The organism is Streptomyces sp. NPDC002851 (assembly GCF_053591935.1).
Genome location: NZ_JBSFUT010000013.1, coordinates 160,175 through 172,439 on the forward strand (window position 1 = coordinate 160,175; position 12,265 = coordinate 172,439).

Consider the following 12,265-nt stretch of genomic DNA (forward strand, 5'->3'; position numbering starts at 1 on the left):
CCACGTTGTCAAGCCCAGGCCGGTCCTGCCGGAAAGGCCCGAAAACTGCTCCCACTGGAGTAGTCCGAGGGGCTATACGGCGCCGCCTTGCACAGGCTGGCGACAACAGGCATTCCCCGCTCGAGAGAGGGCGTCGCCTCATGGCCACCCTGTGCAAGCCCGCCGTGCACGTGCCCGAGAACGTGATCACCCAGGAGGAGACACTGGAACTGGCCCGCGAACGGCACGCCGGCCATCCGCAACTCCCTCTGGCGCTGCGCCTCATAGCCAACACCGGGGTGCGGAAGCGGCACATTGTGCAGCCCATCGAGGAGACCCTCCGCCACCCCGGATTCGAGGACCGCAACCACCTGTACGAGGCCGAGGCCAAGGCCCGCGTGCCCGCGGTGGTGCGCTGCGCCCTGGCCCACGCCGAGCTCGAGCCCGCCGACATTGACGTGATCCTCTACGTCTCGTGCACCGGCTTCATGATGCCGTCGCTGACCGCCTGGATGATCAACACCATGGGCTTCGCGGATCACACCAGACAGATACCCATAGCCCAGCTCGGTTGTGCCGCGGGCGGTGCCGCGATCAACCGGGCGCACGACTTCTGCACCGCCTACCCGGACGCCAACGCCCTCATCGTGGCCTGCGAGTTCTGCTCGCTCTGCTACCAGCCCACCGACCTGGGCATCGGCTCGCTCCTCTCGAACGGCCTCTTCGGTGACGGCATCGCCGCGGCCGTGGTGCGCGGACGCGGCGGCAACGGCGTCGCCCTGGAGCGCAACGGCTCGTACCTGATCCCCGCCACCGTGGACTGGATCTCGTACGACGTCCGCGCCACCGGCTTCCACTTCCTGCTCGACAAGCGGGTGCCCAAGACGATGGAGCCGCTCGCCCCGGCGCTCAAGGACCTCGCGGGCGCGCACGGCTGGGACGCCTCCCGGCTGGACTTCTACATCATCCACGCGGGCGGTCCGCGGATCCTCGACGATCTGAGCAAATTCCTCCGAGTGCCCCCGGAGGCCTTCCGGTTCAGCCGGTCCACGCTCACCGAGTACGGCAATATCGCGAGCGCCGTCGTCCTGGACGCGCTGCGCCGCCTGTTCGACGAGGGCTCCGTGAGGGCCGCGGCCCGCGGCATGCTCGCCGGGTTCGGGCCGGGGATCACGGCCGAGATGACGCTCGGGCACTGGACATACGACGACGCTGCCGCCGCGGACCGTGCGGCGCGCACCTCGGGGGAGACGGACACAACGGGCAAGGGCTCGGACGAATCAGGCGACTCGGACTCAGTGGAGGCTTTCGCATGACCGCGCGTACACCGGCATCGGAGGCTTCGGCCGCATCAGCCGCAACGGAGGCAGCCGCCCAGGGCTGCCCGGTGAGCGGGTCCGGGAACGGCTCCGGCCCCACGGGCACCGACTGGCCCCCGCCCATCCGTGACTGGCCCGCGCTCGACCTGCACGGCGTCGACTTCGACCCGATCCTGCGGCAGCTGATGGCCGAGCAACCGCTCACCCGCATCCGGCTGCCGCACGGCGAGGGCTGGGCCTGGCTGGTCACCCGGTACGACGACGTCAAGCTGGTCACCAACGACTCCCGGTTCAGCCGGGCGGCCGTCGTCGAACGTCAAGTGACCCGCCTGGCCCCGCACTTCATCCCGATGCCGGGCGCCGTCGGCTTCGTCGACCCACCCGAGCACACCCGGCTGCGCCGCTCCGTGAACTCCGCGTTCACCGCGCAGGGTGCCGCCCGGCTGCGCTCCCACGCGCAGTCCACCCTCGACGAGCTGTGCGACGCGCTGCTCACCTCCGGGCCGCCCGCCGACCTGACCGCGCAGCTGCTCTCGCCGTTCCCCATCGCCGTGATCAGCGAGGTCATGGGCATCCCGGACTTCCGGCGCAAGGACATGCACGACTGGACCCAGCTCATCCTCTCCTCGAACCAGGGCGCCGAGCGCAGCGAGCAGGCCAAGACGGCGATGGCGGCCTGTCTGCACCAGCTCATCCGGGCCCGGGCGGCCAGCGGCGGCGAGGACGTGACCGCGCTGCTCGGCCGGGCCGTGGAGCGCGGCGAGCTCACCGAGGACGAGGCGGTCGGCTTCGCCGTGCTCATCCAGATCGGCGGCGAGGCCGTCACGCACAACACCGGCAACATGATGTACACCCTGCTCACCCGGCTCGACCTGTGGCAGCGGCTCCGCGACGACCGTGCGCTGCTGCCGCGCGCGATGGAGGAGTTGCTGCGTTTCGTCCCGCACCGCAGCGCCGTCGGTCTGTCCCGGATCGCGATGGAGGACGTCGAGCTGTGCGGCGCCACCATCCGCGCGGGCGAGCCGGTCTACGTCTCCTATCTGGCCGCCAACCGCGACCCGGACGTCTTCCCCGAGCCGGACACGATCGACTTCGCCCGCCCGGCCACCGCACACGTCTCCTTCGGGCACGGGCCGCACTTCTGTATCGGCGCCATGCTCGCCCGGATGCAGACCGAACTGCTCCTCGGCACACTGCTCGACCGGGTGCCGGGGCTGCGCCTCGCGGTACCGGCCGAGCAGGTCCCGTACCGCCGCGGCGCCCTGATCCGGGGCCCCGAGGCCCTGCCGGTCACATGGTGAACCACGCTGACCTGGTGAACTCCGGCCGTACGCAAGGGAGGTGGCGCTCCCGGTGACCGCCCTGACCCCGCCCCCGGAGGGCCTGCTCGTGCCGCCCGGCCACGGCCGTACGGTGCGCACCCCGGCCCAGGAAGTGACGTTCAAGGTCACCGGGGAGCACTCCCGGATGGCGTCCAGCTTCGAGGTGACCGTGTCGCCGGGCTTCGACGTGGGCGCGCATGTGCACGCGCGCAGCGAGGAGCTCTTCTACGTCCTGGAGGGCGAGCTGGACGTCCTCGCCTTCGAGCCCCGGGTGCGCACCCCCGGCAACTGGCAGCGGTGGCGCTCCTCTTCGGGCCGCGGCGTCACCCGCGCAGGCCCCGGCACGGTGATCGCGGTACCCCCCGGCTGCCCCCACGCCTTCGCCAACCCGACCTCGGCCCCGGCCCGCATGTTCTTCCTGGCCTCCCCACCACCGGACCATGAACGCTACTTCGAGGAACTCCTCGCGATCCTCGGCACCCCGGCCCCCGTGGCGGAGCTCCAGACCGCCATCGCGGACCTGCGCTCCCGCTACGACATCGAACAGCTGACGCCGCTGCGGCACGGCCCGTGAGCCCCGGTCACTCTCCCGTACGGCCGTCGATCGCTTCGCGCAGCAGGTCGGCGTGGCCGTTGTGACGGGCGTACTCCTCGATCATGTGCGTGACGATGTACCGCAGCGAGAAGACCTCGCCGCGGAACTCCACGGTGTCGTCGAGGGACGCGGCCTCGGCCACGATCCCCCGGGAGCGCCCGCATGCCGCTTCCCAGAGCCCGAACGCTTCGTCCGGATCGGAGGCATCGGTCACCTCCCACTCGCCGTAGCTGCCGTCCGCCGCCTGCGGCCAGAGCCGCTCGATATCCGCGCCGCACCACACCCACTGGAACCAGCTCCGCTCCACGGATGCCATATGCCGGACCAGGCCGAGCAGAGACAGGTCGGACGGCGGCACGGCCCGCTTCCGCAGCTGTTCGGCGGACAGGCCCGCGCACTTCATCTCCAGGGTCTCGCGCTGGTACTCCAGAAACGCGAGGAGCGAGGCGCGGTCGTCGGCGGTACGGGGCGGCTTGGTGCGCTGCTGATCATCCATCGGGGCATCGTGCCGGACGTACCCGCCCGGCCGCAGCCGAATTCCCGCCGTCACAGCGGCAGCGAGCGCTCCTGCACCACGTGCTTCATCACCAGGGTGGAGCTGAGGCGCTGCACCCCCGGCAGTGTCGCCAGCTGCTCGTCGTAGAGCCGCTGGAAGGCCGGGAGGTCCTCGGCGACGAGGCGTACCAGATAGTCGGGGTCGCCGAAGAGCCGCTCCGCCTGTACCACCTGCGGAATGTCGGCGAGGCTCCGCTCGAAGTCGGCCACCGTGTCGCGATCCTCCTGACGCATGGTGACGAAGACCAGCGCCTCGAAGGTGAGGCCGACGAGGCCCGCGTCCAGGATCGCGCGGTAGCCCCGGATGGCGCCGCTGCGCTCCAGCTCGCGCAGCCGACGGTGGCAGGGGGAGAGGCTGAGCCGCACGCGGGCGGCCAGTTCGGTGACGGTCAGACGGCCGTCGTTCTGCAGCTCGGAAAGGATCTTCCGGTCGGTATCGTCCATGAAGAAGATTCTTCCACCACGCCGGAGCATGGCGACCATCTTTGAAAACACCTTCGGGCGACTCGGAACTAATCTCCTTCAGAGAAGCAAGAACAGAGGGAGAAGCGTTCCGTGGCCGCCAGTTACATCACCGCCTTCTGGGCGGTATCCGTCCTGCTCATCCTGGTTCCCGGGGCGGACTGGGCCTTCGCGATATCCGCCGGAATCCGGGACCGGTCCGTCGTACCGGCCGTCGGCGGGCTGCTCCTCGGGTACGTCGGCCTCACCGCCATCGTCGCGGCAGGCGTGGCCGCCGTGGTCGGCAAGCACCCGGTGCTCCTGACCGGGCTCACCGTGTGCGGGGCGCTCTACCTGGTGGTACTCGGCGCGACGACCCTGGCCCGTCCGGCGCCCGCCCCCGCCGCCGCGGCGGACTCCGTCACCGCGACGCCCGGCGGGGACGACCCGGGCTGGGGCGCACGGCTCGCCAAGGGCGCGGGCGTCAGTGGCCTCAACCCCAAGGCCCTGCTGCTCTTCCTGGCTCTGCTCCCGCAGTTCACGGACCCGGACGGGAGCTGGCCGACCGCCGCGCAGATCGGCACCCTCGGCCTGGTGCACACGCTCAGCTGCGCCGCGATCTACCTGTCCGTCGGCCTGCTCGCCCGCACCGTCCTCGGCGCCCGGCCGACCGCCGCCCGCGTGGTCACCCGCCTCTCGGGTGTGGCCATGCTCGTGATCGGCGTGCTGCTCCTGGTGGAGAACCTCAGGGGCTGAAAAACCGCCCCGTCACCCGCACCGACGGATCCAGGCACCACGCGAGGACCGACGGCCAGGACCCGTACCCCGCCTCCAGGTCCAAGTGGGCGCCGCCGGGGACGACATCGGTGTCCAGGCCGAGCGGCTTCCCGTAGACCTGCTCCGCGCCGCCCGGGCAGTACGGATCGTCGTCCGCCGCCACGAGCCGCGTCGCCCCCGCGGCGGCCGCCACCTGCGCGGCCGTCGCACCGGACCCGGTGAACCCGGCGACCTCCGGGTGCCCGGCGAGTACTTCCTCGGCGGGCGGGGCGAGCAGGAGGACCCGGTCGGCCCGGGCCCCGCCGCGTACCACCGCATGCAGCCACAGAGGCACCGACAGGCTGTGACAGACAACCACGCGCTCGTGCCCCGCCCCGTCCGGCAGCGCGTCCAGATGCGCGCGGAGCCGGTCGAGCCACGTCTCCAGGTCGGGGTGATCGGGATCCGGCAACTGCGGATAGCTCACGGCCGCGCCGCGGGCGGCCAGTTCACCGGCGAGCCAGTGCTGCCAGTGGCCTTCCGGGCGCCGGTTCTGCCAGCCGTGCAGCAGCAGGTAGTGACGGGACACCGGGTGCGGGGAGGACGCAGACGTCATACGAGGCGGCCCCTAGCGCGCCACGAACTGCGTGAGGATCGCCTGGACCTCGTAGATGTTCACACCCTTCGTGAACGTCTTCGTGATCGGCGCGTGCTCCCCGGACACCCAGATCTTGAGCTCCGCGTCCAGATCGAAGTGGCCCGCGGTCTCCACCGCGAAGCGGCTGACGCTCCGGTACGGGATGGAGAGGTACTCCACCTTCTTGCCGGTTATCCCCTGCTTGTCGATGAAGATCAGGCGACGGTCGGTGAGCAGGATCGTGTCGCGGATGAGCACATAGGCCCCGTAGACCTGCTCGCCGTGCCCCATCAGCTGCGCGTATTCCTGGTGCGCCTTGGCGGGATCGACGGTGTGCGCGTTTCCGAACAGCGCCATGTGCAGGCCCCCATGTATGTGGTCGTCCGTACGGTCTGTGCTCCGGGCCGGAGTTACGTCACTGTATCCCGGGCGGGTGTGCGGATCGCGGGACGGTTCGGTCCGTGGGCGGATTCGGGGAAACGCTCTTGCAGCATCGTTTCTTTGGGCAGGATGACGGCGAAAACGGAGCGGTATATTCCGATCTTGCCTGAGTTCCGGAAGGACGGAGAGGTCGACGGGTGTGGGGGCGGCTTCGCGGCGCGACGACGGAAGAACTGTTCGGAAGAGAGGGGGAGTTGGCGGACCTCGTGGCGCTGCTCGGGCGGCACCGCCTGGTCACCGTGACGGGCACGGCAGGTGTGGGCAAGAGCCGCCTCGCCGAAGCCGCGGCCACCGAGTCCGCCGGGACCTTCCCGGACGGCGTGCTGCTTCTGCGGTGCTGGGCGGACGACGGCGCGCACGGCTCGCGGGCCGAGGCGGTACGGCTGCGGGGTGCCCGGGGCCGGGCAGCGCGGGCGGCGCCGGGGCCGGTGGACCTGTCCGACCCCAAGGACGCGGAGCGCCTGGTGGCCTGGCTGGCGGACCGGCGGATGCTGCTGTTCCTGGACGACCTCGACCCCGCGCGCGCCGCGGGCATCCGCGTACTGCCGTCGCTCCTTGAGCGTGCTCCGGGGGTGCGGGTGTTGGTCACGGCGCGTCAGCCGCTCGGGCTCGGCGACGAGCGGGTGCTGCGGCTCGGTCCACTGCCGGTCACGGTCACGTCGTACGAGTCTTATGCGGCGTACGAGGCGAGCAGGAGCAGAGCGCGCGAGGTGCATGAGGCGAGTGAGGCGGACGGGAACCGGCAGCGCGATGTGCGGCCCGGTCCCGGGATGCGGCTGTTCCTCGCCCGGGCCCGCGCGGCCCGGCCGGAGCCGTCGGCGCCGAGCGCACACGAGCGCGAGGGGGAGGACAACCACCTCGCCGCCGTGGAAGAGGTGTGCCGGATCCTCGAAGGCGTCCCGCTCGCCCTGGAGTTGGCTGCCGCGCACTCGGCGCGGATCCCCGTGGAAAATATGGCGCGGCTGCTCACCCTCTCCCAATCCTGGCTGGTCGGGCCGGAGCAGGGGCTCCGGCGGCACCGCTCGGTGCGTACCGCGGTGAGCAGCGGGTTCACGCTGTGCGAGCGGCGCGAGCGGATCGTCTGGGCCCGACTGAGCGTGTTCGCGGGGGAGTTCGACGAGCGGGCGGCGGTCGCCGTGTGCGCGGGCAGCGGGGTAGGGGCGGACGAGGTACCCGCCGCGCTCGCCCGGCTCACCATGGCCTCGGTCCTCGAGACGGTACGCGACCCGGGCGGCGTACGGCCCGGACGGTACCGACTGCCGGGCGCGGCACGGGAGTTCGGCGCCGAGCGGCTGCGCGTGGCCGACGAGAGCGTGGTCGTCGCCGGGCTGTACCGCCACCACTACGGTCGCGTCGCCGGGATCGCGCACGCACTGTGGCACGGCGGTCGGCACGGGCAGGCGCTGCGGTTGCTGCGCGAGGAGGCGGAGAACGTGCGGTACGCCCTGCGCACCGCCCCGGAGGAGGGCGAGGAGGCGGAGGAGGCGCTGCGCACCGCCGTCGACCTGTGGTTCTGGTGGGTGGTCGGCGAGCGCGAGGCCGAGGGGCTCGACCTGCTCCAGCGGCTGATCCACCACGGCCCGGTGGACGGTCGGCTGCGCACCCGCGGCCTGTGGCTCGCGGGCTGGCTGGCCGTGCACGCGCGGGACCCGCGGGCCGGTGATCTCCTCGGCCGGGCCTGGCGGGTGGCGGTGCTCGACGGGGACGACGCCATGGTGGGGCGCACCCTGCACGCGCAGGGAGTGCGGGCCCACCTCGCCGGGGACGCCGAGCGTGCCGTCGGCTATCTGGAGGAGGCCGCCCGGATCACGCCGCCGTACGCGGACTACGGGCCGTCGGTGGCGGTGAGTTGGGCCGCCCTCGCGGTGGCGCAGTCCCGGCACGCGCCCCGGGCGGCGCTGCGCAGCGCGCGCCGGGCGCTCGCGGATCCGGAGCTGCGGCAGGACGCCTGGGCCCGGGCGATCGCGCAGTACGCCAGGGCGCTCGCCGAGTACCGGCTCGGACGGACGGGACGGGCCTGGCGGTGGGCCCACAAGGCGCTGGCCGTGCTCGAGGGGCTGGGTGCGACCTCGCGGGTGGCGTGCCTGGAGGCATTGGTACGGAGGATCGAGGCCGGGGGCGGCCCATCGGCCCGTCCGGCGTTCGAGGACGGGCGCCTTCAGCGCGACGAAAGCGAGGTCAGCGGGCGCAACCTCCAGTAAAGCCCCGCGCCCGCAGCCGTCGGCCTCAGCGGCGACGGATGAGTTGTTCCAGGCCGGGGAAGAGCGTGCGCCACTCCTCGTCCGACACCCCGATGTCGTACGTCAGTTGCAGCCGCGTGACCCGCACCGCAGGGAGGATCTCCGCCAGTCGCCGGGGCGGGACCGGTCCCGCGATCTGTAGCCACGCGCGGCCGCCGAGTCGGGCCAGGGCCCGGGCCTCGCCCAGGTCGGAGACCGGGAAGTACAGGTTGGTCTCGTCGAGGTGGGCGATGATCTCCGTCGCGTACCGCTCGGTGTCGTACCGCCGCCAGGCGCCCGCGAGTTGGACCCGGATGTCCAGGCGGCGCCGGTCGCGCAGGCCGGTCAGGAAGTCGATGGCCATGTCGTCGTCCACGGAGGTCGCCGTGATGGCGAGGAGATGGGCGTCGTGGTCGTCGACGGTCGCCGGGTGGGGCAGCATCTCCAGGACGATCGGTCCGATCCAGCCGAGGGAGCGGGCGCCCGCGGGGGTCTTGGGGTGGACGATGTGCTGCGTGACGTCCTGCACCCGGGCACGTACCGCCGGTTCGATCTCCGTGACGTGCGCCAGGCAGGCCGCGGCGAGCAGCTTGAGGTGCCGGGCCTTCGCCGCGGCGGTGACGTCGCCCTGGTGGCCGACCATCTGGGTGAGCAGCTCCGCGCACTCGCCCGGGCGCGCGAGCGCCATGGTCATCCGTACGACGTCCTCCCACTCGGTGAGATGGGCGTGGTTGAGCAGGAGGCCGAAGTCGTGCCGCTGCACGATCGCGTCGGCCGCCAGATAGTCCTGGAACGTGCGGTGGATGAAGTCGACGCTGCCGGGCGTGGGTTCGCGCAGGAGCCCGGTGCGGTTGAGCAGGTGGCGGTAGATCTGCTCGGCGTCGCCCTGCCGGGCCGCCTCCGGCACGGCCGGGAGGTGCTGGGCCAGTATGTCGACGGCCAGCTCGCGGTCCATCTCGGACCGGTTGTTGATCAGCATCCAGTGGGCGAGCTTCTGCAACAGCTGCACCTTGGGCTGGCGCGGGAGGTCGATGCCGTCGGCGGGCACCACCATCTCCCGCTCCCGGTCCCGGCGTTCGAGCAGCATCGACAGGGCGGCGTCGTACAACTCCTTGCGGCCGCTGGGCAGATAGCCGCGGCGGTCCCGGTGCAGGGCGCAGAGCAGGCCGCACATCAACGGGTTGGTGGCGAGCCTGCCGAGGTCGCGGGTGATCCGGATGGCGCCGAGCAGACTCTGCTCGTACCGGTCGAGGCGGTCGGTGTCGGCCGAGGGCACCCGGCGGGCCGCTTCGTGCCAGCGCTGCACGAACGACGTCACCTCGTCGCGGCTCATCGGCGCGAGCACCAGCTCGCTGAAGCCCTCGGCCGCCAGCCAGTCGTCGCGTACCGCCGAAGGTCTGCTGGTGACCAGCCATACGTTGCCGGGGTACAGCTCCGTCCAGGCGCGCAGGCGGCGCCGCAGCCGCTCGCGCTCGTCCTCCGGGGCCTCGTCGACGCCGTCGACCAGGAGCAGCGCGCGGCCCTGCGTCAGGACGCGGTCGGCCCAGCCCGCGGGCTGCGCGTCCGCCCCCGGGTAGCCGACGGCGGTCAGGAAGTCGCCGGGCGACGGGAAGCCGTCCCGGGCGAAGCGGCGCATCGGCAGGACGAACGGCACCCGGTGGCGCAGCGCGGCAAGGCGGTCCGGGAGCGCGCCCTTGGCGGTGCACACGGCGAGCCACTGCACCAGCGTGGTCTTGCCCGAGCCCGCGACGCCGCGCACGAGCACCCGGGACTTGCCCTGAAGGGCCTGCTCGGCGGGGATCGGCGCGGCTGACTCCTGGGTGGACTGGGTACCGCCCGCGGCCTCGGGCTCGCACTGCAACCCCAGATACGCGGCGTCGAGCGGCCAGGAGTCGGGGGAATGGGTCAGGTCGATGCCGAAGATGGTCAGGTGGTTGTGGAGCAGGGCGATGTCCCGCGCGTACCGCTTCTCGAACGCGGCGTCCACGGCGTCCGGCGCGGGGATCCGGGCCGCCAACTGCCGGTACTTTTCCTCAAGTTCCGACAGGGACCGGCCGTGCGCGACCAGAGCACCCGCGGCGAACGTCGAGCGGCGCGAGAAGAACTCCAGGATGTGTACGGCCGCGACGTCCACGAGCAGGGCGTACAGCAGCGCCCCGTCGGCGGACAGCTCCCGGTCGGCGCCCGGTGCCCGGGCCCGCAGCTCCCGCGCGAAGCCCTCCGGGCGCAGCCCGACGGCCTGTACGTCGTCCATCTCCAGCTCGCCGAGGGCGCCCAGAGTGCGGGCGAGGGCCTCGGTGACGGCCAGGTCCTCATCGGCGGGCACCGGGCGTTCGCCGTCGCCCTCGACGGCCCGCCGCACCAGCTCCGCCGCGAGCCCGCGCAGTTCGTCCGCGCCGAGGCCGCGCTGCTCGCCGCGGAGGCCGACGAGGCGCCGTACCGGCACGGCGGGCCGCTCGACCAGCCCGGCACCGGGACCGTCGCGTACGAAGAGCCGCTTGATCAGCGCGGCGACGGCGGTCTGGGCGAGACGGCTGACGACGAGCGCGGCATCCATCGCTGCTCCCTCGGCTGACCTTCGTAACTGCGCTCCGGCAGCGGCCTGTTGGGAGTCAGACGAACAAAGGGGGCGATGTAGTTCCGGGAGGCGCGCCCGCTCACCCGCCGTGCTGCGGCGGCTGCTGGTACGGGGCCTGCTGAGGCTGCTGGTAAGGACCCTGCGGAGCCTGAGGCGGCTGGGCGGGGTTCTGGTACTGCAGCGGGGGCGGTACGGGGGAGCCGTAGGCGAGGCCGGGCGGCGGCGTCTGCTGCTTCTTCTTGTTGCTGGCCAGGATCACCACCACGATGCCGATGACGATCAGGGCGAGCAGCCCCACCCCGACGATGACCACGAAGACGCCCACTGACTTGACCCTTCTCGTACTGCTTCTGGTGCTGCTTCTCGTACCGCGTACTGATGCCTCACGACCCTACTAAGCGCCCCCGGACGCCCGGACCCCCGGTCTCGGCCAGACCGGAGCGGGCACAGGATGTCGGGTCGGGGAGTATCGGTGATCCCTAGCGTGCGGAAACGTCAGCGGAAGGAGTCGCGGGTGCAGGAACGCCTCAACGAGGCCATGGAGTACGTCGAGCGAACCCTCGGCGATCCCGGCGAGCCGGGCTGCCCGGTCGACATGGCTGAGCTCGCACGGATCGCCGTCACGTCCGAGTACCACTTCCGACGGATGTTCTCGGCGCTCGCCGGGATGCCCCTGTCGGAGTACATCCGCCGCCGTCGGCTCACCGTCGCCGGTGCGGAGGTGCTCGACGACCGGCGGACGCTCCTGGAGATCGCCGTGCGGTACGGCTACAGCTCGGGCGAGGCGTTCGCCCGGGCGTTCCGCGCCCAGCACGGGGTCGGCCCGGGCGAGGCAAGGCGCCGCGGCGCGACGCTGCGGTCCCAGCCCCGGATGTCCTTCCGCCTCATCGTCGAAGGGAGCGCCAGCATGCGCTATCGGGTCGTGGAAAAGCCGGAGTTCCGCCTCGTGGGACACACCACGCGGGTGCCGCTCGTGCACGAGGGGATGAACCCCGCCATCGTCGAGTTCCTGCGTGGCATCGGCTGGGCGGAGCTCGACCGTCTCGCCGAGCTGTCCGATCAGGAGCCCGACGGAGTCGTGAGCGCCAGCATCAATGTGGACGAGAGCCGGGCCGAGGGCACCGAACTGGACTACTGGCACGGTGTGGTGCGCGGTGGTCCGGTGCCCGAGGGCCTCGCCGCGCTCGATGTGGCCGCCGGTACGTGGGCCGTGTTCGAGAGCGAGGGCAGCTTCCCGGAAACGCTCCAGTACCTGTGGCGGGACGTGTTCACGCAGTGGTTCCCGTCCAACCCGTACCGCAGTCGTCCGGGCCCGGAGCTGGTGCGGGCCGACGTGAGCGAGGACCGGAGCGAGGCCACGGCCCAGCTGTGGATTCCCGTGGAGCGGGCCGCTCAGGGCTGAGGGCTCGTTGCGGGGCGTCAC

General features: G+C 72.0%; 12 protein-coding genes. 6 read left to right on the top strand and 6 right to left on the bottom strand.

Annotated elements, in window-relative coordinates; genetic code table 11:
- Positions 1–140: 140 nt before the first annotated feature.
- Genes ACWD10_RS16420 through ACWD10_RS16430 form a run of 3 tightly spaced genes read left to right on the top strand, consistent with a single transcriptional unit; the run spans position 141 to position 3,194 of the window.
- Positions 141–1,295 carry a type III polyketide synthase gene (locus tag ACWD10_RS16420; RefSeq protein WP_451091349.1) on the top strand — a complete coding sequence of 385 codons (1,155 nt, stop codon included), beginning with the start codon at positions 141–143 and terminating at the stop codon, positions 1,293–1,295.
- Positions 1,292–2,599, top strand: a complete 1,308-nt coding sequence (locus ACWD10_RS16425) for a cytochrome P450 (RefSeq protein ID WP_451091351.1) — start codon at positions 1,292–1,294, stop codon at positions 2,597–2,599. The genes ACWD10_RS16420 and ACWD10_RS16425 overlap by 4 nt, the downstream gene beginning before the upstream one ends.
- 52 nt (positions 2,600–2,651) lie before the next feature.
- Positions 2,652–3,194, top strand: a complete 543-nt coding sequence (locus ACWD10_RS16430) for a cupin domain-containing protein (RefSeq protein WP_451091353.1) — start codon at positions 2,652–2,654, stop codon at positions 3,192–3,194.
- A 7-nt stretch (positions 3,195–3,201) separates the two neighbouring features.
- Here ACWD10_RS16430 and ACWD10_RS16435 read toward each other — a convergent pair whose 3' ends face one another.
- Positions 3,202–3,711 carry a DinB family protein gene (locus tag ACWD10_RS16435; RefSeq protein ID WP_451091355.1) on the bottom strand — a complete coding sequence of 170 codons (510 nt, stop codon included), beginning with the start codon at positions 3,709–3,711 and terminating at the stop codon, positions 3,202–3,204.
- 50 nt (positions 3,712–3,761) lie between these two features.
- Entirely contained in the window at positions 3,762–4,214 is a 453-nt protein-coding gene (locus ACWD10_RS16440) for an Lrp/AsnC family transcriptional regulator (protein ID WP_451091357.1), read from the bottom strand.
- Positions 4,215–4,325: 111 nt separating this feature from the next.
- Between ACWD10_RS16440 and ACWD10_RS16445 the strand changes: the two genes are divergently transcribed.
- On the top strand, positions 4,326–4,967 hold the full coding sequence (locus ACWD10_RS16445; protein WP_451091359.1) for a LysE family translocator: 642 nt from the start codon (positions 4,326–4,328) through the stop codon (positions 4,965–4,967).
- Here ACWD10_RS16445 and ACWD10_RS16450 read toward each other — a convergent pair.
- Both ACWD10_RS16450 and ACWD10_RS16455 read right to left on the bottom strand, forming a co-directional pair.
- Positions 4,957–5,583 (bottom strand): RBBP9/YdeN family alpha/beta hydrolase, encoded by a 627-nt coding sequence (locus ACWD10_RS16450; RefSeq protein ID WP_451091361.1) that lies wholly within the window; start codon positions 5,581–5,583, stop codon positions 4,957–4,959. The genes ACWD10_RS16445 and ACWD10_RS16450 overlap by 11 nt on opposite strands.
- 12 nt (positions 5,584–5,595) lie before the next feature.
- Positions 5,596–5,961 (bottom strand): PH domain-containing protein, encoded by a 366-nt coding sequence (locus ACWD10_RS16455; protein ID WP_451091363.1) that lies wholly within the window; start codon positions 5,959–5,961, stop codon positions 5,596–5,598.
- 221 nt (positions 5,962–6,182) lie between these two features.
- Here ACWD10_RS16455 and ACWD10_RS16460 point away from each other — a divergent pair, with 221 nt between their 5' ends.
- Positions 6,183–8,246, top strand: a complete 2,064-nt coding sequence (locus ACWD10_RS16460; RefSeq protein WP_451091365.1) for an ATP-binding protein — start codon at positions 6,183–6,185, stop codon at positions 8,244–8,246.
- Positions 8,247–8,271: 25 nt separating this feature from the next.
- Here the strand turns inward: ACWD10_RS16460 and ACWD10_RS16465 are convergent, their stop codons facing one another.
- Both ACWD10_RS16465 and ACWD10_RS16470 read right to left on the bottom strand, forming a co-directional pair.
- Positions 8,272–10,821 (bottom strand): NACHT domain-containing protein, encoded by a 2,550-nt coding sequence (locus ACWD10_RS16465; RefSeq protein WP_451091367.1) that lies wholly within the window; start codon positions 10,819–10,821, stop codon positions 8,272–8,274.
- 100 nt (positions 10,822–10,921) lie between these two features.
- Positions 10,922–11,167: a hypothetical protein gene (locus ACWD10_RS16470; RefSeq protein WP_451091369.1), complete on the bottom strand. Its 246-nt coding sequence runs from the start codon at positions 11,165–11,167 to the stop codon at positions 10,922–10,924.
- A 189-nt stretch (positions 11,168–11,356) separates the two neighbouring features.
- Between ACWD10_RS16470 and ACWD10_RS16475 the strand changes: the two genes are divergently transcribed.
- Positions 11,357–12,244, top strand: a complete 888-nt coding sequence (locus ACWD10_RS16475) for an AraC family transcriptional regulator (protein WP_451091371.1) — start codon at positions 11,357–11,359, stop codon at positions 12,242–12,244.
- The last annotated feature ends 21 nt before the right edge of the window (positions 12,245–12,265 follow it).